Annotated in this window: 15 protein-coding genes, 6 tRNA genes and 3 rRNA genes; 2 read left to right on the top strand and 22 right to left on the bottom strand. The window is 57.8% G+C overall.

Annotation, left to right across the window (positions count from 1 at the left end):
- Positions 1-62: 62 nt before the first annotated feature.
- The 21 genes from rpoB to tyrS form a co-directional block, all read right to left on the bottom strand.
- Positions 63-4,136: a DNA-directed RNA polymerase subunit beta gene (gene rpoB, locus ACYUME_RS02660; protein ID WP_460417996.1), complete on the bottom strand. Its 4,074-nt coding sequence runs from the start codon at positions 4,134-4,136 to the stop codon at positions 63-65.
- 219 nt (positions 4,137-4,355) lie between these two features.
- The gene (rplL, locus tag ACYUME_RS02655) at positions 4,356-4,724 is read right to left on the bottom strand and encodes a 50S ribosomal protein L7/L12 (RefSeq protein ID WP_011531883.1); all 369 of its coding nucleotides are present in this window, start codon (positions 4,722-4,724) and stop codon (positions 4,356-4,358) included.
- A 78-nt stretch (positions 4,725-4,802) separates the two neighbouring features.
- The gene (gene rplJ, locus ACYUME_RS02650) at positions 4,803-5,303 is read right to left on the bottom strand and encodes a 50S ribosomal protein L10 (protein ID WP_009397369.1); all 501 of its coding nucleotides are present in this window, start codon (positions 5,301-5,303) and stop codon (positions 4,803-4,805) included.
- Between the two features lie 197 nt (positions 5,304-5,500).
- Positions 5,501-6,196, bottom strand: coding sequence for a 50S ribosomal protein L1 (rplA, locus tag ACYUME_RS02645; protein ID WP_194791184.1), 696 nt, complete (start codon positions 6,194-6,196; stop codon positions 5,501-5,503).
- Positions 6,196-6,627 (bottom strand): 50S ribosomal protein L11, encoded by a 432-nt coding sequence (gene rplK, locus ACYUME_RS02640; protein WP_084859380.1) that lies wholly within the window; start codon positions 6,625-6,627, stop codon positions 6,196-6,198. Before rplK ends, rplA begins: the two co-directional genes overlap by 1 nt.
- A 120-nt stretch (positions 6,628-6,747) precedes the next feature.
- The gene (gene nusG / locus ACYUME_RS02635; RefSeq protein ID WP_011531880.1) at positions 6,748-7,281 is read right to left on the bottom strand and encodes a transcription termination/antitermination protein NusG; all 534 of its coding nucleotides are present in this window, start codon (positions 7,279-7,281) and stop codon (positions 6,748-6,750) included.
- Positions 7,282-7,290: 9 nt separating this feature from the next.
- Positions 7,291-7,659 (bottom strand): preprotein translocase subunit SecE, encoded by a 369-nt coding sequence (gene secE, locus ACYUME_RS02630; RefSeq protein WP_460417995.1) that lies wholly within the window; start codon positions 7,657-7,659, stop codon positions 7,291-7,293.
- A 44-nt stretch (positions 7,660-7,703) separates the two neighbouring features.
- A tRNA-Trp gene (locus tag ACYUME_RS02625) sits at positions 7,704-7,779 on the bottom strand.
- A 54-nt stretch (positions 7,780-7,833) separates the two neighbouring features.
- Positions 7,834-9,027, bottom strand: coding sequence for an elongation factor Tu (gene tuf / locus ACYUME_RS02620; RefSeq protein WP_182323863.1), 1,194 nt, complete (start codon positions 9,025-9,027; stop codon positions 7,834-7,836).
- Positions 9,028-9,107: 80 nt separating this feature from the next.
- Positions 9,108-9,183: transfer RNA gene (locus tag ACYUME_RS02615), tRNA-Thr, on the bottom strand.
- A 28-nt stretch (positions 9,184-9,211) separates the two neighbouring features.
- Positions 9,212-9,285: transfer RNA gene (locus ACYUME_RS02610), tRNA-Gly, on the bottom strand.
- A gap of 24 nt (positions 9,286-9,309) precedes the next feature.
- Positions 9,310-9,393, bottom strand: a tRNA-Tyr gene (locus ACYUME_RS02605).
- A 152-nt stretch (positions 9,394-9,545) separates the two neighbouring features.
- Positions 9,546-9,971: a hypothetical protein gene (locus tag ACYUME_RS02600; protein WP_460417994.1), complete on the bottom strand. Its 426-nt coding sequence runs from the start codon at positions 9,969-9,971 to the stop codon at positions 9,546-9,548.
- A 7-nt stretch (positions 9,972-9,978) separates the two neighbouring features.
- A complete protein-coding gene (locus ACYUME_RS02595) occupies positions 9,979-10,728 on the bottom strand; it encodes a pantothenate kinase (RefSeq protein WP_460417993.1) in 750 nt (249 codons plus the stop codon).
- Positions 10,718-11,677, bottom strand: a complete 960-nt coding sequence (gene birA, locus ACYUME_RS02590) for a bifunctional biotin--[acetyl-CoA-carboxylase] ligase/biotin operon repressor BirA (protein ID WP_460417992.1) — start codon at positions 11,675-11,677, stop codon at positions 10,718-10,720. The genes ACYUME_RS02595 and birA overlap by 11 nt, the downstream gene beginning before the upstream one ends.
- 292 nt (positions 11,678-11,969) lie before the next feature.
- A 5S ribosomal RNA gene (rrf, locus tag ACYUME_RS02585) occupies positions 11,970-12,085 on the bottom strand.
- Positions 12,086-12,234: 149 nt separating this feature from the next.
- Positions 12,235-15,127, bottom strand: a 23S ribosomal RNA gene (locus tag ACYUME_RS02580).
- A gap of 244 nt (positions 15,128-15,371) precedes the next feature.
- Positions 15,372-15,447, bottom strand: a tRNA-Ala gene (locus ACYUME_RS02575).
- Between the two features lie 6 nt (positions 15,448-15,453).
- Positions 15,454-15,530: transfer RNA gene (locus tag ACYUME_RS02570), tRNA-Ile, on the bottom strand.
- 77 nt (positions 15,531-15,607) lie between these two features.
- Positions 15,608-17,144, bottom strand: a 16S ribosomal RNA gene (locus ACYUME_RS02565).
- Together the 16S, 23S and 5S rRNA genes with 2 tRNA genes alongside form the textbook arrangement of a ribosomal RNA operon.
- A gap of 997 nt (positions 17,145-18,141) precedes the next feature.
- On the bottom strand, positions 18,142-19,341 hold the full coding sequence (gene tyrS / locus ACYUME_RS02560; RefSeq protein ID WP_460417991.1) for a tyrosine--tRNA ligase: 1,200 nt from the start codon (positions 19,339-19,341) through the stop codon (positions 18,142-18,144).
- A gap of 213 nt (positions 19,342-19,554) precedes the next feature.
- On the opposite strand from tyrS, the gene ACYUME_RS02555 reads away from it, so the two are divergent.
- Entirely contained in the window at positions 19,555-20,976 is a 1,422-nt protein-coding gene (locus ACYUME_RS02555; RefSeq protein ID WP_460417990.1) for a peptidoglycan DD-metalloendopeptidase family protein, read from the top strand.
- Positions 20,977-20,980: 4 nt separating this feature from the next.
- On the top strand, positions 20,981-22,072 hold the full coding sequence (locus ACYUME_RS02550) for an anhydro-N-acetylmuramic acid kinase (protein ID WP_460417989.1): 1,092 nt from the start codon (positions 20,981-20,983) through the stop codon (positions 22,070-22,072).
- Positions 22,073-22,133: 61 nt separating this feature from the next.
- Here ACYUME_RS02550 and erpA read toward each other — a convergent pair whose 3' ends face one another.
- Complete coding sequence (erpA, locus tag ACYUME_RS02545) at positions 22,134-22,484, bottom strand: iron-sulfur cluster insertion protein ErpA (RefSeq protein ID WP_166885563.1); 351 nt, start codon at positions 22,482-22,484, stop codon at positions 22,134-22,136.
- Positions 22,485-22,513: the final 29 nt, after the last annotated feature.

Genomic DNA, 22,513 nt, shown 5'->3' with positions numbered 1-22,513 from the left:
CCTTTCCTCCTGGCGGAGCAGGGAGCGGGCATTACCTGCCCCACTCCCCTTCGCGTCACGTGTTATTCGGTTTCCAGATCGATATCGATACCGAGCGAACGGATCTCTTTGATCAACACGTTGAAGGACTCGGGCATGCCCGGCTCCATACGGTGATCGCCATCCACGATGTTCTTGTACATCTTGGTACGGCCGTTCACGTCGTCCGACTTCACTGTGAGCATTTCTTGCAGGGTGTATGCCGCGCCGTATGCTTCCAGCGCCCACACTTCCATCTCCCCGAAACGCTGACCACCGAACTGCGCCTTACCACCCAGCGGCTGCTGGGTAACCAGGCTGTAGGAACCAGTGGAACGCGCGTGCATCTTGTCGTCCACCAAGTGGTTCAGCTTGAGCATGTACATGTAACCCACGGTCACAGGACGCTCGAACTTGTTGCCGGTACGGCCGTCGAACAGCACCATCTGGCCGCTTTCCGGCAGGTCTGCCAGTTTCAGCATGGCCTTGATCTCACGCTCCTTGGCACCATCGAAGACCGGGGTAGCCATAGGCACGCCTTTCTTCAGGTTGTTCGCCAGGGCGAGGATCTCTGCGTCGGTGAACTCTTCCAGGTTCTCCTGACGACCACCGATCTCGTTGTAGATCTCGGTGAGGAAGGTGCGCAGCTCTGCGGCCTTGCGCTGCTCTTCGATCATGCGGTCGATCTTCTCGCCCAGGCCTTTGGCCGCGAGGCCCAGGTGGGTTTCGAGGATCTGCCCGACGTTCATACGCGAAGGTACGCCCAGCGGGTTCAGCACGACGTCGACCGGAGTACCGTGGGCGTCGTGCGGCATGTCTTCGACCGGCATGATTACCGAGACCACACCCTTGTTACCGTGACGACCGGCCATCTTGTCACCCGGCTGGATGCGACGGCGGATGGCCAGGTAGACCTTGACGATCTTCAGTACGCCTGGCGCCAGGTCATCGCCCTGCTGCAGCTTGCGCTTCTTGTCTTCGAACTTGTCGTCCAGCAGACGGCGGCGATCGACGATGTACTGCTGAGCCTTTTCCAGCTGCTCGTTCAGTGCATCTTCGGCCATGCGCAGTTTGAACCACTGGCCGTGCTCCAGACCGTTCAGGACGTCATCGGTGATCACGGTGCCTTTCTTCAGGCCCGCGCCACCGTCGACCACCTGGCCGTTCAGGGCGGAACGCAGACGCTCGAAGGTCGCGCCTTCGACGATGCGGAACTCTTCGTTCAGGTCCTTGCGGATCTCGTCCAGCTGCATCTTCTCGATGGCCAGGGCGCGGCTGTCGCGCTCGACGCCATCACGGGTGAAGACCTGTACGTCGATGACGGTACCCTTGGTGCCGGTCGGCACGCGCAGGGAGGTGTCTTTGACGTCGCTGGCCTTCTCACCGAAGATCGCGCGCAGCAGTTTTTCTTCCGGAGTCAGTTGGGTCTCGCCTTTCGGAGTGACCTTGCCGACCAGGATGTCGCCGGCGCCGACTTCGGCACCCACGTAGACGATACCGGCTTCGTCCAGCTTGTTCAGCGCAGCTTCACCCACGTTCGGGATGTCCGCGGTGATTTCCTCTGGGCCAAGCTTGGTGTCACGGGCCACACAGGTCAGTTCCTGAATGTGGATCGTGGTGAAGCGGTCTTCCTGGACCACACGCTCGGACAGGCAGATGGAGTCTTCGAAGTTGAAGCCGTTCCACGCCATGAACGCGATGCGCATGTTCTGACCCAGCGCCAGTTCACCCATGTCGGTGGACGGGCCGTCGGCCATGATGTCGCCACGTGCGACCACGTCACCCTTGCTCACCAGCGGACGCTGGTTGATGCAGGTGTTCTGGTTCGAACGGGTGTACTTGGTCAGGTTGTAGATGTCCACACCGGCTTCACCGGTCTCGACTTCGTCATCGGCAACGCGAACGACGATACGGCTGGCGTCGACCGAGTCGATCACACCACCGCGGCGAGCAACCACGCAGACACCGGAGTCTCGGGCGACGTTGCGCTCCATGCCGGTACCTACCAGCGGCTTGTCGGCGCGCAGGGTCGGTACAGCCTGACGCTGCATGTTCGAACCCATCAATGCACGGTTGGCGTCGTCGTGCTCGAGGAACGGAATCAACGAGGCAGCGACGGAAACAACCTGCTTCGGCGAAACGTCCATCAGGGTGACGTCTTCCGGCGCCTTGACGGTGAACTCGTTCAGGTGACGAACAGCTACCAGCTCATCGATCAGCTGCTTCTTGTCGTTCATCGCGGCCGAAGCCTGGGCGATCACGTGATCGGCCTCTTCGATAGCGGACAGGAACACGATGTCGTCGCTGACAACGCCTTCCTTCACCACGCGGTACGGGCTTTCCAGGAAACCGTACTGGTTGGTGCGGGCATAGGCTGCCAGGGAGTTGATCAGACCGATGTTCGGACCTTCTGGAGTCTCGATCGGGCACACACGGCCATAGTGGGTCGGGTGTACGTCACGGACTTCGAAGCCTGCGCGCTCACGGGTCAGACCGCCAGGGCCGAGTGCAGAGACACGGCGCTTGTGGGTGATCTCGGAGAGCGGGTTGTTCTGGTCCATGAACTGCGAGAGCTGGCTGGAGCCGAAGAACTCCTTCACCGCCGCCGCGACCGGCTTGGCGTTGATCAGGTCCTGCGGCATCAGGCCTTCGCTTTCGGCCATCGACAGACGTTCCTTGACCGCGCGCTCTACGCGCACCAGGCCAACACGGAACTGGTTCTCGGCCATTTCGCCGACGCAACGCACGCGACGGTTACCCAGGTGGTCGATGTCGTCGACGATACCTTTGCCGTTACGGATGTCGACCAGGGTCTTGAGGACCTCGACGATGTCTTCCTTGCTCAGCACGCCCGAACCTTCGATCTCGGTGCGACCGATACGACGGTTGAACTTCATGCGGCCAACGGCGGACAGGTCGTAACGCTCGGCGCTGAAGAACAGGTTGTTGAACAGGGTCTCGGCGGCATCCTTGGTTGGCGGCTCGCCTGGACGCATCATGCGATAGATCTCGACCAGGGCTTCCAGCTGGTTGCTGGTGGTGTCGATCTTCAAGGTGTCCGAGATGAACGGACCGCAGTCGATGTCGTTGGTGTACAGGGTCTCGATGCGGACGACCTGAGCCTTGGCGATCTTGATCAGCAGCTCGGTGGTCAGCTCGGTGTTGCACTCAGCCAGGATTTCACCGGTGGCCGGGTGAACGATGGCCTTGGCGGTGGTGCGGCCCAGCACGTACTCCATCGGCACGTCGAGTTCTTTCACGCCAGCCTTTTCCAGCTGGTTGATGTGGCGCGCGGTAATACGGCGGCCTTGCTCGACGATGACCTTGCCGCTGCCGTCATGGATATCCATGACCGCAACTTCACCACGCAGACGCTGTGGCACCAGCTCCAGGCTCAGTTTTTCGCCGGAGATGTGGAACACGTTGGTGGTGTAGAAGGTGTTCAGCACTTCTTCAGTGCTGTAGCCCAGCGCGCGCAGCAGCACCGAGGCCGGCAGCTTGCGGCGACGGTCGATACGCACGAACACGCAGTCCTTCGGGTCGAACTCGAAGTCCAGCCACGAACCGCGGTAAGGGATGATGCGCGCGGAGTACAGCAGCTTGCCCGAGCTGTGCGTCTTGCCACGGTCGTGGTCGAAGAACACACCCGGCGAGCGGTGCAGCTGGGACACGATCACACGCTCGGTACCGTTGATAACGAAGGTACCGTTTTCAGTCATCAGGGGGATTTCACCCATGTAGACTTCTTGCTCTTTGATGTCCTTGATCGCTTTGTTCGACGATTCCTTGTCGAAGATGATCAGGCGCACCTTCACACGCAGCGGGACCGCGAAGGTCACACCACGCAGGACACATTCCTTCACATCGAACGCCGGCTCGCCCAGGCGATAGCCGACGTACTCCAGGGCAGCATTGCCGGAGTAGCTGATGATCGGGAATACCGATTTGAAGGCCGCATGCAGGCCGACGTCGCGGAACTGGTCCTTGGATGCTCCCGCCTGCAGGAATTCGCGATACGAATCCAGCTGGATGGCCAGGAGGTAAGGCACATCCATGACGTCCGGCAACTTGCTAAAGTCCTTGCGGATACGTTTTTTCTCAGTGTATGAGTAAGCCATCAGCATTCCCCAGCTTGGTCACCTGCTTGTTTGGCATCTCCCGGCGGGAGCAGCCGAAAATCGTGCAAACCCCTTGGTTTGCGCCACCCTCTTGGGTGTCTTGCAGCTCGTTATCGGGGCCGACCTGATCGGCCACCAATAACGGAAAAAGGCCGGTGGCATAAGCCACCAGCCATCAGCCCTTCGCTCAACGCTCGGACTGTTGTCGCAAAGTCGAAATTACTTCAGCTCGACTTTAGCGCCAGCTTCTTCCAGCTTCTTCTTCGCGTCTTCAGCGGCTTCTTTCGAAACGCCTTCAGCGATAACCTGAGGAGCGCCGTCGACTTTCTCTTTGGCTTCTTTCAGGCCCAGACCGGTCAGTTCACGAACTGCCTTGATCACGTTGACCTTCTTGTCGCCAGCTTCGGTCAGAACGACGTTGAACTCGGTCTGCTCTTCAGCAGCGGCAGCAGCAACAGCTGGGCCAGCGGCAACAGCGGCAGCAGCGGTAACGCCGAAGGTTTCTTCCATCGCTTTGATCAGCTCAACAATTTCCAGAACGGTTTTCTGGCCGATTGCTTCGATGATTTGCTCGTTAGTCAGAGACATGACTTAAATCCTGTATTGGGGTGACAGCCTACGCAGCCATCAAATTAAACGTATGATTTTGAAAGTGTTGCGCGTGCCTTAGGCAGCAGCAGCTTCTTTCTGGTCGCGCAGAGCTGCCAGGGTACGAGCCAGCTTGCTGGTTGCACCTTGGATTACGCTCATCAGCTGTGCGATAGCCTCGTCGCGAGTTGGCAGGGTTGCCAGCACGTCGATCTGGTTAGCGGCAAGGAACTTGCCGTCGAACGCAGCTGCCTTGATCTCGAACTTGTCCTGACCCTTGGCGAACTCTTTGAACAGACGGGCAGCAGCGCCCGGGTGCTCATTGGAGAAAGCGATCAGGGTCGGGCCTTTGAACGCATCGTTGAGGACCGAGAACTCGGTGCCTTCAACAGCGCGCTTGAGCAGGGTATTACGTACGACACGTACGTAAACGCCAGCTTCGCGGGCCTCTTTACGGAGTCCGGTCATTGCGCCTACAGTCACGCCACGGGCATCAGCCACGACAGCGGACAGAGCGACTTTGGCAGCCTCGTTGACTTCAGCGACGATGGCCTTCTTGTCTTCGAGTTTAATTGCCACGGGTTTACTCCTGGTTTCTACCGTTTCATCTGGCCGAAGCCGGATGTCGTTTTGGTGTCTGATTCGCGAACGAATCGGGAGCACCATCTGCGTAGGCTTGAGGTTTAAGGCTTGCGCCGCCTACGGTCTTGGATAGCCCCCGCCAGGCAGGGACCCCAATTTAGTAGCCGGTGCGACCAGGTCGCACCGGCCGAGCATTACACGTTCAGCGAGCTCTGATCGATGATCAGACCTGGGCCCATGGTGGTGCTCAGGGTAACGCGCTTGACGTAGATACCTTTCGAGGAAGCTGGCTTGATACGCTTCAGATCGGCGATCAGGGCTTCAACGTTTTCCTTCAGCTTGCCGGCTTCGAAGCCAACCTTGCCAACGGAGGTATGGATGATACCGTTCTTGTCGGTACGGTAGCGAACCTGACCAGCCTTGGCGTTTTTCACGGCAGTGGCTACGTCTGGGGTCACGGTACCGACTTTCGGGTTAGGCATCAGGCCACGAGGACCCAGGACCTGACCCAGCTGACCTACAACGCGCATGGCATCAGGGGATGCAATGACGACGTCATAGTTCAGGTCGCCGCCTTTCATTTCGGCAGCCAGATCGTCCATACCTACGCGATCAGCGCCGGCAGCCAGAGCGGCTTCAGCAGCTGGACCCTGGGTGAAGACGGCAACACGTACGGTCTTGCCAGTACCGTGCGGCAGCACGGTAGCGCTGCGAACGACCTGGTCGGATTTACGCGGGTCAACACCGAGGTTGACGGCAATGTCGTAGGACTCTACGAACTTGGCAGTCGGCAGCGAAGCCAGCAGAGCAGCGGCTTCTTCGAAGTTGTAGGCCTTGCCTGCTTCGATTTTCTCGGCGATAGCCTTTTGGCGCTTGGTCAGCTTAGCCATTACACACCCTCCACGTTCAGGCCCATGCTACGGGCAGAGCCGGCGATGGTGCGCACAGCAGCATCCAGGTCAGCGGCGGTCAGATCGGCCTGCTTGGTCTTGGCGATCTCTTCCAGCTGAGCACGGGTAACGGTACCGACTTTGACGGTGTTCGGACGGGCCGAACCACTGGCCAGGCCAGCAGCTTTCTTCAGCAGAACCGAGGCAGGGGTGCTCTTGGTCTCGAAGGTGAAGCTACGGTCGCTGTAGACAGTGATGATCACTGGAGTCGGCAGGCCTGGCTCTTGACCCTGGGTACGGGCGTTGAAGGCCTTGCAGAATTCCATGATGTTCACACCGTGTTGACCCAGTGCTGGACCAACGGGTGGGCTTGGGTTGGCCTGGCCGGCCTTTACTTGCAGCTTGATGTAAGCCTGAATCTTCTTAGCCATGAGCTACTCCAAAATCGGGTACGAACGCCAGATGGCTCCCCGGATGACTTGCGTTTTATCCCAGTGACGACAAAACCCCGCAGCACATAGGGCTGCGGGGTATGGGATGCTTCAGTTCCGCTAGACCTTCTCGACCTGGCTGAACTCGAGCTCCACCGGGGTGGAGCGACCGAAAATGAGCACCGCGACTTGCAGGCGACTCTTCTCGTAGTTAACTTCTTCGACACTGCCATTGAAGTCGGCGAATGGACCGTCAATGACACGAACCACTTCACCTGGCTCGAACAGCGTCTTCGGCTTCGGCTTGTCGCTGCCGTCGGCTACGCGACGCAGAATCGCCTCAGCTTCTTTATCGGTGATCGGCGCAGGCTTATCTGCGGTACCACCAATGAAACCCATGACGCGAGGGGTATCCTTGACGAGGTGCCAAGTCCCTTCGTTCATTTCCATCTGGACCAGCACATAGCCAGGGAAGAACTTACGCTCACTCTTGCGCTTCTGGCCGTTGCGCATTTCGACGACTTCTTCGGTCGGGACCAAGATCTCGCCGAACTCGTCTTCCATGCCAGCCAGCTTGACACGCTCGATCAGGGAGCGCATGACATGCTTCTCGTAACCCGAGTAAGCATGAACAACATACCAACGCTTAGCCACGAGACACCCTTAGCCAACGATCAAGGAGACCAACCAACCGAGCAGGGAATCAAGCCCCCACAGCAGCAGCGCCATAACCAGAACGACAGCCACGACAATCAGCGTGGTCTGAGTGGTTTCTTGGCGGGTCGGCCACACGACTTTACGGATCTCGGTACGAGCTTCCTTCGCCAGCGCAAAGAACGACTTACCCTTGGCGGTCTGCAGAGCAACGAAGCCAGCGACAGCAGCCAGAGCAAGGAGCACAAGCACGCGATACAGGATTGGAGAGGCGGAGTAATACTGGTTACCCACAACGCCTACGATTACCAATGCGACGACAGCCAGCCACTTGAACAGATCAAAACGCGATTCTTGGGCTTCAGTTTTGGGAGTCATCAAGGAGGATCCTGTGAGAAGAAAGCCAATCACACCGAGGTGAATGGCAGGTCAGGAGGGAATCGAACCCCCAACCTACGGTTTTGGAGACCGTCGCTCTGCCAATTGAGCTACTGACCTATAACGCTGTATCAGGCCGGCCATTATACCGGCCTGATCAAGTAAATCAACTACTTATTCAATAATTTTTGCTACGACGCCGGCGCCGACGGTACGACCGCCTTCACGGATGGCGAAGCGCAGACCGTCTTCCATCGCGATGGTCTTGATCAGGGTGACAGTCATCTGAATGTTGTCACCTGGCATTACCATTTCAACGCCTTCCGGCAGTTCGCAGTTACCGGTCACGTCAGTGGTACGGAAGTAGAACTGAGGACGGTAGCCTTTGAAGAACGGAGTGTGACGGCCGCCTTCTTCCTTCGACAGGACGTAGACTTCTGCGGTGAACTTGGTGTGCGGCTTGACCGAACCTGGCTTGACCAGAACCTGGCCACGCTCAACGTCGTCACGCTTGGTACCACGCAGCAGGACGCCGCAGTTCTCGCCAGCACGACCTTCGTCCAGCAGCTTGCGGAACATCTCAACGCCGGTGCAGGTGGTGGTGGTGGTGTCACGCAGACCAACGATTTCCAGCGGATCCTGAACGCGGACGATACCACGCTCGATACGGCCGGTAACAACGGTACCACGACCCGAGATCGAGAATACGTCTTCGATCGGCATCAGGAACGGCTGGTCGATGGCACGAACTGGCTCAGGGATGTAGGCATCCAGAGTTTCAACCAGCTTCTTGACAGCGCTGGTACCCATTTCGTTGTCGTCTTTGCCTTCCAGCGCCATACGAGCCGAACCGATGATGATCGGGGTGTCGTCGCCTGGGAAGTCGTAGGTGGACAGCAGGTCGCGAACTTCCATCTCGACCAGTTCCAGCAGCTCAGCGTCGTCTACCAGGTCAGCCTTGTTCAGGAAGACCACGATGTACGGAACGCCTACCTGACGGGACAGCAGGATGTGCTCACGGGTTTGTGGCATCGGACCATCGGCGGCCGAGCAAACCAGGATCGCGCCGTCCATCTGGGCAGCACCGGTGATCATGTTCTTCACGTAGTCAGCGTGACCTGGGCAGTCAACGTGAGCGTAGTGACGAATGTTCGAGTTGTACTCGACGTGAGCGGTGTTGATGGTGATACCGCGCGCTTTTTCTTCCGGAGCCGAGTCGATCTTGTCGAACTCAACGACTGCCGAACCGAATACTTCGGAGCAGACGCGAGTCAGAGCTGCGGTCAGAGTGGTCTTACCGTGGTCAACGTGGCCGATGGTGCCGACGTTAACGTGGGGAAGGGAACGATCAAACTTTTCCTTAGCCATCGATACAGTCCTCCGCAGAAGAAATAGTCATACCGCTGATAAAACAAAGGCAGATATTTTCATATCTGCCTTTGTCTGAATGGAGCTCTTGAGCGGACTTGAACCGCTGACCTCACCCTTACCAAGGGTGTGCTCTACCAACTGAGCTACAAGAGCGAAACACTTTGCGCAACAACAGCAAACTTGGAGCGGGTAGCGGGAATCGAACCCGCATCATCAGCTTGGAAGGCTGAGGTTCTACCACTAAACTATACCCGCGGAGCTTGCGGCTCTCGCTAAAACTGGTGGAGGGAGAAGGATTCGAACCTTCGAAGCTCTCGCAACGGATTTACAGTCCGTCCCCTTTGGCCGCTCGGGAATCCCTCCAGATGTGGCCGGCATTCTATTTGGCTGCCGAACCAGTGTCAAGCTGTTTTTCAAATTTTTTCAATCAAATCTGAAACTTAGCCGCTCTGACACCACTTCCAGCTCAACCACCTGAGTGGTGTTCCCTGCGAAGCGGGCGCCATTCTATCAAGCTATTCAGCAGTTGCAATACCCTCGCACAAAATTATTTTGTGTTTTAAGTCTTTGAAATCCTTGGAAAGACTCACGAGCAGCGCTGAGTCCAGCAAACGCTCGCTTTCAGGCGAAACCTTGAGCCAGAGACCATCAGCTCCTGGCAGCTGACCCGCAATCGGCACCGCGGAGATATCCAGACTCAGCAAGCGCTGGCGCAAGGCATCCAACTGCTCTCGTACCGCCAACCCCCCAACGACCAGGCACTCATCACGACGCCGGGCTGGCGATGCTGCGCCGGTCTCCCGCAAAAGGCGGATTTCCTGCTGGCTACCCTTGTACAGCGACAGCGGCGCGACCTCCTTCACCTTGAGGGGAGCCTGCTGCTGATGCCAGACGTAATAGAAAATGTTCAGCACGACCAATAGAAGAAACAACCAGCGCATAAGCACCTCAGCTCAACGGGCAGGCCATGGCCAGGCCAACGAATACCAGGTCTGGAACAATCCTCGCCTGAGGGGCGGCCTCGCGCACCAAGGGTGCATCACCGCCAGTGAGGAATACCGTGAAGTCCTCACCCCACAACCCCTTGGCCTGCTCGATCTGGGCTCGAGCAAACCCCTGGAGCATCAAGACGCAACCACGCTCGACCGCTTCAACCGTGGAGCGGCCAGGCGCCAGGCTGCTCAATGCCCGCTCGGCCGAGGCATCATCGTAACGAATGCGCCGCGTGTGCGTACGCAACTGGCTGCGCATCAAGGGCATTCCCGGGCATATGTATCCCCCCAGGTGCTCACCGTCGGCGCCGACGAAGTCCGCCTTTGCCGCAGTACCGAAGTCGATGACCAGGCAGGCCCCCTTGGCCAGATGGTACGCACCGAGCGCCGCCAGCCAACGGTCCATGCCCAAGCGCTGGAAATCTTCGTAGCCGTTCCGCACCCCAGCCATTTCCTTCACCGGCTGAGCGACACTCACCACCACACTGAAACTGTTCTGGAGCAGCGCGCACAGCGACGAAGTCTCCTCCTCGCTGCGCACACTCACCATTCGGCAGCCAACCAGGCTCAGAGTGCCAAGCGCTGCGACTGCGGCCAGCAGCGCCTGGTCGGAATCAACGATACCGCCACCAGCGATCGTGGCATCGGCCGGATCGATCACACGCCACTTTATAAAGCTGTTCCCACAGTCGAGCTCAAGAATCATCACGCAACCTCAGACTGAGCTCGCCACCGCTGAAGCTCTTTTCCACACCATCGACCTCAATACGCAAGCCGCCCTGCCCATCCACCCCAAGTGCCACACCATCGATGCGCGTGGTGCCGGCGACCAGCGAGACCCTCCGCCCCTGCCATAGATGCGCCTGCTCCCACTCCTCCTGGAACGCGGCGAATCCATAGCGACGATGACGTGCCAGCTCGTGCTGCAGTTGCTGGCTGAGCATCGCCACCAAGCGATTACGGTCCACCAACTGGCCCGTTTCGCCGCGCATGGAAGTCCATGGCTGGTCGATCTGCTCCGCGCCCTGCATATTCACATTGATGCCGATGCCCAGCACCACATGGCAGACATCCGCCGGATCTCCGACCAGCTCCAGGAGGATACCGGTGATCTTGCGCCCGCCGGCCAGAACATCATTGGGCCATTTCAGCCCGACATCCTTCAGGCCGAACGCCTTCAGCGTGCGCATGACCGCCAGGCCAACCACCAGGCTCAAGCCCTCGAGCTGGCGCATCCCGCCATCGATGCGAAGCACCAGGCTGTAATAGAGGTTTTCGGCGAACGGACTGACCCATTCACGACCACGACGCCCGCGCCCGGCGCTCTGGCGCTCGGCCAGCACCAGGAACGGCGCCGCCTGCCCCTGGGCGGCGAGCCTCAGACCCTCGGCATTGGTGGAGTCGATGGTGTCATGAATGAAGGCCGGCCATGGCTCACCCTCCGAGAACTCGGCGATCGCCTGCGATTCAAGCAGGTTCAGCGGTATTGCCAGCTGATAGCCACGGCCGCGGACCTTGTGAATGGTCAGGTTCAGTTCGCCCTCAAGGTGCTGCAGCTGCTTCCAGACGGCGCTGCGGCTTACCCCGAGGGCGGCCCCCAGGGCTTCTCCGGAATGGAACCGGCCATCCTTGAGGAGATTCAACAACTTCAGCATGCCAGTCTCGACTTGGAATAAGGCTGGCATGATAGCCACGCCCCGAGGGCTTGCATAGGAAAAGGGCTACCGCCGGGCTTGCCGCCGGCACGATCTCTGTAGGAGCGGCCTTGTGTCGCGAAAGGGGCGCGTAGCGGCCCCAGGATTTGTGCATCACGCTGATATCGCCGGGGCTGCTTTGCAGCCCTTTCGCGACACAAGGCCGCTCCTACAGGGGGCGGTTTTGGTTTGGCGGATGCGGAAAAGACAAAACCCCTACCTGCTCGCGCAGATAGGGGTTTTGCGAAATGAATCTTGACGATGACCTACTCTCACATGGGGAAACCCCACACTACCATCGGCGATGCATCGTTTCACTGCTGAGTTCGGGATGGGATCAGGTGGTTCCAATGCTCTATGGTCGTCAAGAAATTCTGTTGCCAGAAGATCCAGATGGATACTCTAGCGAATTCGGATATGTGAATTTGTGGCTCTTTATTTCAAGAGCAGCGAACTTTCGGGTCTTTCGTCTTCACCACCACAATTTGGCTTTCATGCACAAATTGCTTGGGTGTTATATGGTCAAGCCTCACGGGCAATTAGTATTGGTTAGCTCAACGCCTCACAGCGCTTACACACCCAACCTATCAACGTCGTAGTCTTCGACGGCCCTTCAGGGAGCTCAAGGCTCCAGTGAGATCTCATCTTGAGGCAAGTTTCCCGCTTAGATGCTTTCAGCGGTTATCTCTTCCGAACATAGCTACCCGGCAATGCCACTGGCGTGACAACCGGAACACCAGAGGTTCGTCCACTCCGGTCCTCTCGTACTAGGAGCAGCCCCTCTCAAATCTCAAACGTCCACGGCAGATAGGGACCGAACTGTCTCACGACGTTCTAAACCCAGCTCGCGTACCACTTTAAATGGCGAACAGCCATACCCTTGGGACCGGCTTCAGCCCCAGGATGTGATGAGCCGACATCGAGGTGCCAAACACCGCCGTCGATATGAACTCTTGGGCGGTATCAGCCTGTTATCCCCGGAGTACCTTTTATCCGTTGAGCGATGGCCCTTCCATACAGAACCACCGGATCACTAAGACCTACTTTCGTACCTGCTCGACGTGTTTGTCTCGCAGTCAAGCGCGCTTTTGCCTTTATACTCTACGACCGATTTCCGACCGGTCTGAGCGCACCTTCGTACTCCTCCGTTACTCTTTGGGAGGAGACCGCCCCAGTCAAACTACCCACCATACACTGTCCTCGATCCGGATAACGGACCTGAGTTAGAACCTCAAGGTTGCCAGGGTGGTATTTCAAGGATGGCTCCATGAGAACTGGCGTCCCCACTTCAAAGCCTCCCACCTATCCTACACAAGCAAGCTCAAAGTCCAGTGCAAAGCTATAGTAAAGGTTCACGGGGTCTTTCCGTCTAGCCGCGGATACACTGCATCTTCACAGCGATTTCAATTTCACTGAGTCTCGGGTGGAGACAGCGCCGCCATCGTTACGCCATTCGTGCAGGTCGGAACTTACCCGACAAGGAATTTCGCTACCTTAGGACCGTTATAGTTACGGCCGCCGTTTACCGGGGCTTCGATCAAGAGCTTCGCTTGCGCTAACCCCATCAATTAACCTTCCGGCACCGGGCAGGCGTCACACCCTATACGTCCACTTTCGTGTTTGCAGAGTGCTGTGTTTTTAATAAACAGTCGCAGCGGCCTGGTATCTTCGACCGGCATGGGCTTACGGAGCAAGTCCTTCACCCTCGCCGGCGCACCTTCTCCCGAAGTTACGGTGCCATTTTGCCTAGTTCCTTCACCCGAGTTCTCTCAAGCGCCTTGGTATTCTCTACCTAACCACCTGTGTCGGTTTGGGGTACGGTTCCCAGTTATCTGAAGCTTAGGAGCTTTTCTTGGAAGCATGGCATCAACCACTTCGCGCTCTAATGAGCACTCGTCATCAGCTCTCGGCCTTGAGATCCCGGATTTGCCTAAGATCTCAGCCTACCACCTTAAACTTGGACAACCAACGCCAAGCTGGCCTAGCCTTCTCCGTCCCTCCATCGCAATAACTGGAAGTACAGGAATATTAACCTGTTTTCCATCGACTACGCTTTTCAGCCTCGCCTTAGGGACCGACTAACCCTGCGTCGATTAACGTTGCGCAGGAAACCTTGGTCTTTCGGCGTGCGAGTTTTTCACTCGCATTGTCGTTACTCATGTCAGCATTCGCACTTCTGATACCTCCAGCAAGCTTCTCAACTCACCTTCACAGGCTTACAGAACGCTCCTCTACCGCATCACCAGAGGTGATACCCGTAGCTTCGGTGCATGGTTTGAGCCCCGTTACATCTTCCGCGCAGGCCGACTCGACTAGTGAGCTATTACGCTTTCTTTAAAGGATGGCTGCTTCTAAGCCAACCTCCTAGCTGTCTAAGCCTTCCCACATCGTTTCCCACTTAACCATGACTTTGGGACCTTAGCTGACGGTCTGGGTTGTTTCCCTTTTCACGACGGACGTTAGCACCCGCCGTGTGTCTCCCATGCTCGGCACTTGTAGGTATTCGGAGTTTGCATCGGTTTGGTAAGTCGGGATGACCCCCTAGCCGAAACAGTGCTCTACCCCCTACAGTGATACATGAGGCGCTACCTAAATAGCTTTCGAGGAGAACCAGCTATCTCCGAGCTTGATTAGCCTTTCACTCCGATCCACAGGTCATCCGCTAACTTTTCAACGGTAGTCGGTTCGGTCCTCCAGTCAGTGTTACCTAACCTTCAACCTGCCCATGGATAGATCGCCCGGTTTCGGGTCTATACCCAGCGACTAAAGCGCCCTATTAAGACTCGCTTTCGCTACGCCTCCCCTATTCGGTTAAGCTCGCCACTGAATATAAGTCGCTGACCCATTATACAAAAGGTACGCAGTCACCTAACAAAGTAGGCTCCCACTGCTTGTACGCATACGGTTTCAGGTTCTATTTCACTCCCCTCTCCGGGGTTCTTTTCGCCTTTCCCTCACGGTACTGGTTCACTATCGGTCAGTCAGTAGTATTTAGCCTTGGAGGATGGTCCCCCCATGTTCAGACAAAGTTTCTCGTGCTCCGTCCTACTCGATTTCACTGGCAAGAGATTTTCGTGTACGGGGCTATCACCCACTATGGCCGCACTTTCCAGAGCGTTCCACTAATCTCAAACCAGCTTAAGGGCTGGTCCCCGTTCGCTCGCCACTACTAAGGGAATCTCGGTTGATTTCTTTTCCTCAGGGTACTTAGATGTTTCAGTTCCCCTGGTTCGCCTCTTGCACCTATGTATTCAGTACAAGATACTCAGCTTATGCTGAGTGGGTTCCCCCATTCAGAGATCTCTGGATCACAGTCTGTTTGCCGACTCCCCAAAGCTTATCGCAGGCTACCACGTCTTTCATCGCCTCTGACTGCCAAGGCATCCACCGTATGCGCTTCTTCACTTGACCATATAACCCCAAGCAATCTGGTTATACTGTGAAGACGACATTCGCCGAAAATTCGCATTTCGCTCATTGCTGAGCAGAACTCACAAATTTTACCTTAGCCTGAATAACCAGCAGTGAAACTGGCATTCAGTCTATCTATCACATATCCGAATTTTTAAAGAACGATCTGACAAAAGTCAGAAATCAACATTCATCAACGAATGCTCATTTCTAAGTTCTGATCAACTAGACACTACTGCGAAAGTGGTGGAGCCAAGCGGGATCGAACCGCTGACCTCCTGCGTGCAAGGCAGGCGCTCTCCCAGCTGAGCTATGGCCCCGCATATTGGTAGGTCTGGGCAGATTTGAACTGCCGACCTCACCCTTATCAGGGGTGCGCTCTAACCAACTGAGCTACAGACCTATATAGGGTCTTGATCGTCTTCACATATGAATCAAGCAATTCGTGTGGGAGCTCATCAGTAGGCTGATGTCTTCGATTAAGGAGGTGATCCAGCCGCAGGTTCCCCTACGGCTACCTTGTTACGACTTCACCCCAGTCATGAATCACACCGTGGTAACCGTCCTCCCGAAGGTTAGACTAGCTACTTCTGGTGCAACCCACTCCCATGGTGTGACGGGCGGTGTGTACAAGGCCCGGGAACGTATTCACCGCGACATTCTGATTCGCGATTACTAGCGATTCCGACTTCACGCAGTCGAGTTGCAGACTGCGATCCGGACTACGATCGGTTTTGTGAGATTAGCTCCACCTCGCGGCTTGGCAACCCTCTGTACCGACCATTGTAGCACGTGTGTAGCCCAGGCCGTAAGGGCCATGATGACTTGACGTCATCCCCACCTTCCTCCGGTTTGTCACCGGCAGTCTCCTTAGAGTGCCCACCATAACGTGCTGGTAACTAAGGACAAGGGTTGCGCTCGTTACGGGACTTAACCCAACATCTCACGACACGAGCTGACGACAGCCATGCAGCACCTGTGTCAGAGTTCCCGAAGGCACCAATCCATCTCTGGAAAGTTCTCTGCATGTCAAGGCCTGGTAAGGTTCTTCGCGTTGCTTCGAATTAAACCACATGCTCCACCGCTTGTGCGGGCCCCCGTCAATTCATTTGAGTTTTAACCTTGCGGCCGTACTCCCCAGGCGGTCAACTTAATGCGTTAGCTGCGCCACTAAAATCTCAAGGATTCCAACGGCTAGTTGACATCGTTTACGGCGTGGACTACCAGGGTATCTAATCCTGTTTGCTCCCCACGCTTTCGCACCTCAGTGTCAGTATCAGTCCAGGTGGTCGCCTTCGCCACTGGTGTTCCTTCCTATATCTACGCATTTCACCGCTACACAGGAAATTCCACCACCCTCTACCATACTCTAGCTCGCCAGTTTTGGATGCAGTTCCCAGGTTGAGCCCGGGGCTTTCACATCCAACTTAACGAACCACCTACGCGCGCTTTACGCCCAGTAATTCCGATTAACGCTTGCACCCTCTGTATTACCGCGGCTGCTGGCACAGAGTTAGCCGGTGCTTATTCTGTCGGTAACGTCAAAACAGCAAGGTATTAACTTACTGCCCTTCCTCCCAACTTAAAGTGCTTTACAATCCGAAGACCTTCTTCACACACGCGGCATGGCTGGATCAGGCTTTCGCCCATTGTCCAATATTCCCCACTGCTGCCTCCCGTAGGAGTCTGGACCGTGTCTCAGTTCCAGTGTGACTGATCATCCTCTCAGACCAGTTACGGATCGTCGCCTTGGTGAGCCATTACCTCACCAACTAGCTAATCCGACCTAGGCTCATCTGATAGCGCAAGGCCCGAAGGTCCCCTGCTTTCTCCCGTAGGACGTATGCGGTATTAGCGTTCCTTTCGAAACGTTGTCCCCCACTACCAGGCAGATTCCTAGGCATTACTCACCCGTCCGCCGCTGAATCAAGGAGCAAGCTCCCGTCATCCGCTCGACTTGCATGTGTTAGGCCTGCCGCCAGCGTTCAATCTGAGCCATGATCAAACTCTTCAGTTCAATACTGCTTGGGTTTTTAAGAAACCCTAAACTTGGCTCAGCAATCTCAAATGACTATGTGATTTCTCGCATGGCCACTTGTGATGCTGATAATCTTGGCGACTATCAGTCCATACTCACAAGCACCCACACGAATTGCTTGATTCAATTTGTTAAAGAGCGTTTGGTTAAGAGCCTTTCGTCTCAACCGAGGCGCGCATTCTACGCTTTCCTCATTTCGTGTCAAGCGTTTATTTTGAAGTTTTTCGTTTCACTTCAAACACTTGACTCGCTGCGATCTCTCGTAGCGGGAGGCGAATCATACAGCGTTACAACCTGCTGTCAACTGCCTTTTTCACCGCTGCCGATCGTGAGACCGAAACCCTTTCAGCTTCTTCGAACTCGCTAACTCGTTGAATATCAAGGAGTTTCGCGTTCCGTTGTCGCTGGAAGTGGGGCGCATTATAAGGGGATCTGAAAGCGCGTCAACCCTTAATTTCAATATTTTCAAACATTTAGCGAAAAGACCGCGTCAGGGCCGCCAGGGGCCCGCCACAACCCTTGCAGCGCCTATGAGATCGAGCGCCGCCCGCGCGGCGCATCGCGACGCAAGGCCGCTCCTACATTTGTTGCAACGTGCCGAACCTGTCAGGCCATGGTTGCCCGCCTTGGTGCATGCCTTGAGACAGGTGAGGCGCCAGTGGTGCCCACACTGAAACCGCGTCGTACCAACAAGGCGGACCAGGTGATGGCCCAGGAGCGATTGGCCCGAAACAAATGTAGGAGCGGCCTTGCGTCGCGATGCGCCGCGCGGGCGGCGCTCGATCTCATAGGCGCCGGAGAAACCTCGGCGAACACCCCTGATACACACCACCATCCCTCGCCAAACACCTCACCCACACAACCCGATCCCAGGACAGGCCCCTGCCAGCCCTGACACCTATATATAGAAGCCCCAAAAACAAAGCGGGGAGGCCTACCGGCCTCCCCGCTTCTATATAGCTACACCACCAGGCAATCACTCGGCCTTGAGACTGACCCGGGCAAACGCCTTCTTGCCTGCCTGGCACACATGGGTCGCACCAATCACAAACATGAAGTCACGGTCGACCACCGCACCATCCACCTTGACCGCACCAGCGCCGAGCAGATCCCGCGCCTGCGCCGAGTTCTTCACCAGGCCAGCCCGGTTCAGCACGGCGGCGATCGGCAGATCTTCAGCGGCGGCCACTTCAATCTCCGGCAGATCCTCCGGCAACTCGCCTTCCTTCATGCGGTTGCCCGCAGCACGGTGGGCATTGGCCGCAGCCTCTTCACCATGGAAACGCGCCACGATCTCCTCGGCCAGCTTGATCTTGATATCCCGCGGATTGGCACCGTTCTCGACATCCACCCGGAACTGATCGATCTCTTCCATCGAACGGAAGCTCAGCAGCTCGAAGTAACGCCACATCAAGGTGTCAGGAATCGACACAAGCTTGCTGTACATCACCCCAGGGGCTTCCTGGATGCCGACATAATTGCCCAACGACTTGGACATCTTCTTCACGCCATCCAACCCTTCGAGCAGCGGCATGGTGACGATGTTCTGCGCCTCCTGACCGTAGGCGCGCTGCAGCTCACGTCCCATCAGCAGGTTGAACTTCTGATCGGTGCCACCCAGCTCGACATCGGCCTTCAGTGCGACGGAGTCGTAACCCTGCACCAGCGGATAGAGGAACTCATGGATCGCGATCGGCTGGTTGGTGGTGTAGCGCTTGTCGAAGTCGTCGCGCTCGAGCATGCGCGCCACGGTGTACTGCGAGGCCAGGCGAATGAAGTCGGCCGGGGTGAGCTGGTCCATCCAGGTCGAGTTGAATGCGACCTCGGTCTTGGCCGGGTCGAGGATCTTGAACACCTGCTGCTTATAGGTCTCGGCGTTGTCCAGCACCTGCTCGCGCGTCAGCGGCGGACGGGTAGCGCTCTTGCCGCTCGGATCGCCGATCATGCCGGTGAAGTCACCGATCAGGAAGATGACCTGGTGCCCCAGGTCCTGAAACTGACGCAGCTTGTTGATCAGCACCGTGTGCCCCAGGTGCAGGTCAGGCGCGGTCGGATCGAAGCCTGCCTTGATACGCAGCGGCTGGCCGCGCTTGAGCTTCTCCACCAGTTCCGACTCGACCAATACCTCTTCCGCACCGCGCTTGATAAGCGCCAGCTGCTCTTCAACCGACTTCATAGACAGACCCGCAACGCTAGGATTCAAGGGGAGCCAACCATACAAGATCGGCCATCAAATACAAGTTTCGCAAAGGAATGTGACCCAAACGGCGTGCCGCAACGTCTACGCGCCCTTGCGTGAGAATGGATTTGGTTATATTTTATACAGTTATTTCATCTTCATCATGTCATTCATCTTTTCCATTTCACTTTTTTCAAAGTCACCTCACCTATGACCAACGAAACGCCTAAAGCGCCCCCGCTTTATCCGAAAAGCCATCTGTTGGCCGCCAGCGGCATCGCCGCCTTACTCAGTCTGGCGCTGCTGGTATTCCCTTCCAGTGAAGTCGAAGCGAAGAAAACCACCCTCAGCCTCGAGCTCGAAAGCCCGGCCGAGCAACTGAAGGACGAATCCCGGACTGCTCCGCTGGTGCAGGCCGAGCAGAACAGCGATTCGCCATTCGCCCAGATCGAAGGCGACGAGGCGGATACCGCCAAGACCGAGCCCAAAGCGGAACCCGTCGCGGTAGCCAAGCAGGAAGACAAGACCCCAGGCCATCGCGAAGTGGTCGTGTCTCGCGGCGACACGCTCTCCACCCTGTTCAACAAGGTCGGCCTGCCGGCCAACGTCGTCCACGACGTGCTTGCCAGCAACAAGCAAGCCAAGCAGTTCAGCCAGCTCAAGCACGGCCAGGTGCTGCAGTTCGAACTGGACAAGGATGGCCAACTGACCAGCTTGCACAGCAAGGTCAGCGGCCTCGAGACGATCCGCCTGACCCGTACCGACAAAGGCTTCAGCTTCAACCGCGAGATCAGCAAACCCGTCGTGCGCACCGCCTACGCCCATGGCGTGATCAAGAGTTCGCTGTCCGCCTCCGCCCAGCGCGCCGGCCTGTCCCACAGCATGACCATGGACATGGCGCGCATCCTCGGCTACGACATCGACTTTGCCCAGGACATCCGCCCTGGCGACGAATTCGACGTGGTCTACGAGCAGAAGATGATGGACGGCAAGGTGGTCGGTACCGGCAACATCCTCTCCGCCCGCTTCACCAACCGCGGCAAGACCTACACCGCCGTGCGCTACACCAACAAGCAGGGCAATACCAACTACTACACCGCCGATGGCAACAGCCTGCGCAAGGCATTCATCCGCACCCCGGTGGACTTCGCCCGCATCAGCTCGCGCTTCTCGGCCGGGCGCAAGCACCCGATCCTCAACAAGATCCGTGCGCACAAGGGCGTGGACTACGCGGCCCCGCGCGGCACGCCGATCAAGGCTGCCGGTGATGGCCGCATCGAACTGGCCGGCCGCCGTGGCGGTTACGGCAACACCGTGATCATCGCCCACGGCAACTCCTACAAGACGCTCTACGGCCACATGCAGGGCTTCGCCAAGGGCATCAAGACCGGCTCCAGCGTGAAACAGGGCCAGATCATCGGCTATATCGGCACCACCGGCCTGTCGACCGGCCCGCACCTGCACTACGAGTTCCAGGTCAATGGCGTGCACGTCGACCCGCTGAGCCAGAAGGTGCCAATGGCCGACCCGATCGCCAAGTCCGAGCGCCAGCGCTTCAACCAGCAGAGCCTGCCCCTGATCGCCCGCATGGATCAGGAAAAAGCCACTCTGCTTGCCGCCAACAAGCGCTGAGCCCATGGCGCTCTACCTGGGGGTGATGTCCGGCACCAGCCTTGATGGCCTGGACATCGCCCTGATCGAGCAAGACGAGCAGCTGCGGCTGCTCGCCACCCATTACATCCCCATGCCCGTCGACCTGCGTCAGGATCTGCTCGGCCTCTGCGCCAGTGGCCCCGACGAGATCGCCCGCGCAGCCCTGGCGGAAAACCGCTGGGCCACCTTGGCCGCGCAGGGAATCAACCACCTGCTGTCCGCCCAGGGGCTCGCGCCAGATGCCATCCGCGCGATCGGCAGCCACGGCCAGACCATACGCCATGAGCCCGCCCGCGGCTTCACCGTGCAGATCGGCAACCCAGCTCTGCTGGCCGAGCTGACCGGCATCTGCGTGGTAGCCGACTTCCGTCGTCGCGACGTGGCCGCAGGCGGTCAAGGCGCACCTTTGGTGCCTGCATTCCACGAGTCCCTGTTCGCACACCTCGGCCAGCGCCTGGCGGTCCTGAACGTAGGGGGCTTCAGCAACCTGAGCCTGATCGAGCGCGACCAGCCGGTACATGGCTTCGACTGCGGCCCGGGCAACGTACTGCTCGATGCCTGGATCGAACGCAAGCAGGGCCAGGCTTTCGATGCCAATGGCAGTTGGGCGGCCAGCGGCACGCCACAGCATGATCTGCTGAACGCGCTACTGAGCGATCCGTTCTTTGCCGGCAGCGGGCCGAAAAGCACCGGCCGCGAGGTATTCAACCTGCCCTGGCTGGACGCCCACCTCGCCCGCTTGCCGAAATATCGCGACGAAGACGTTCAAGCCACCCTGCTGGAGCTGACGGCAACCAGCATCATCGACTCGCTGCGCCAGGCCCAGGATGGCACCGACGCCCTGCTGGTGTGCGGCGGCGGCGCGCGCAACGGTGCACTCATGGCGCGCCTGGCCGCGCTGCTGCCGGCGGCGAAGGTGGCCAGCACCGCCGCGCACGGCGTGGACCCTGACTGGGTCGAGGCCATGGCCTTCGCCTGGCTCGCCCACTGCTGCCTGGAAGGCATTCCCGCCAACCGCCCCAGCGTGACCGCCGCCAAAGGCCTGCGCATCCTCGGCGCGATCTACCCCGCCTGAGCGGGTCGCAAAATGCAAAACGCCGCGCAATAGCGCGGCGTTTTGCATTACGGTGCAGCGATCAGATCGAGAACGACGAGCCGCAGCCACAGGTAGTGGTGGCATTCGGGTTCTTGATGACAAAGCGTGAGCCTTCCAGGCCTTCCTGGTAGTCCACCTCGGCACCCGCCAGGTACTGGAAGCTCATTGGATCGACGACCAGGGCCACGCCCTCGCGCTCGACGATGGTGTCATCCTCGGCCACATCCTCATCGAAGGTGAAGCCGTACTGGAAGCCCGAGCAGCCACCGCCCGTCACGAACACACGCAGCTTCAGTCGATCGTTGCCCTCTTCGCTGACCAAGGTCTTCACCTTGTGCGCAGCCCCGGGGGTGAACTCCAAAGCCGTGGGGGTGAAGGTTTCGACGCTCATGTTGACTCTCCCGGCGCAGTGCCGCCATA

The organism is Pseudomonas sp. microsymbiont 2, from assembly GCF_054788395.1.
Note: the sequence above shows the minus strand (reverse complement) of the source record. Positions and strands in the feature narration are given on the sequence as shown.

Bases quoted from the DNA above. Each gene is read 5' to 3' on its own strand.
- ACYUME_RS02555 (WP_460417990.1), top strand. From the start codon at position 19,555: ATGACCAACGAAACGCCTAAAGCGCCCCCGCTTTATCCGAAAAGCCAT.
- rpoB (WP_460417996.1), bottom strand. From the start codon at position 4,136: ATGGCTTACTCATACACTGAGAAAAAACGTATCCGCAAGGACTTTAGC.
- erpA (WP_166885563.1), bottom strand. From the start codon at position 22,484: ATGAGCGTCGAAACCTTCACCCCCACGGCTTTGGAGTTCACCCCCGGG.
- tuf (WP_182323863.1), bottom strand. From the start codon at position 9,027: ATGGCTAAGGAAAAGTTTGATCGTTCCCTTCCCCACGTTAACGTCGGC.
- tyrS (WP_460417991.1), bottom strand. From the start codon at position 19,341: ATGAAGTCGGTTGAAGAGCAGCTGGCGCTTATCAAGCGCGGTGCGGAA.
- rplK (WP_084859380.1), bottom strand. From the start codon at position 6,627: ATGGCTAAGAAGATTCAGGCTTACATCAAGCTGCAAGTAAAGGCCGGC.
- ACYUME_RS02600 (WP_460417994.1), bottom strand. From the start codon at position 9,971: ATGCGCTGGTTGTTTCTTCTATTGGTCGTGCTGAACATTTTCTATTAC.
- rplL (WP_011531883.1), bottom strand. From the start codon at position 4,724: ATGTCTCTGACTAACGAGCAAATCATCGAAGCAATCGGCCAGAAAACC.
- rplA (WP_194791184.1), bottom strand. From the start codon at position 6,196: ATGGCTAAGCTGACCAAGCGCCAAAAGGCTATCGCCGAGAAAATCGAA.
- birA (WP_460417992.1), bottom strand. From the start codon at position 11,677: ATGCTGAAGTTGTTGAATCTCCTCAAGGATGGCCGGTTCCATTCCGGA.
- ACYUME_RS02595 (WP_460417993.1), bottom strand. From the start codon at position 10,728: ATGATTCTTGAGCTCGACTGTGGGAACAGCTTTATAAAGTGGCGTGTG.
- secE (WP_460417995.1), bottom strand. From the start codon at position 7,659: ATGACTCCCAAAACTGAAGCCCAAGAATCGCGTTTTGATCTGTTCAAG.
- ACYUME_RS02550 (WP_460417989.1), top strand. From the start codon at position 20,981: ATGGCGCTCTACCTGGGGGTGATGTCCGGCACCAGCCTTGATGGCCTG.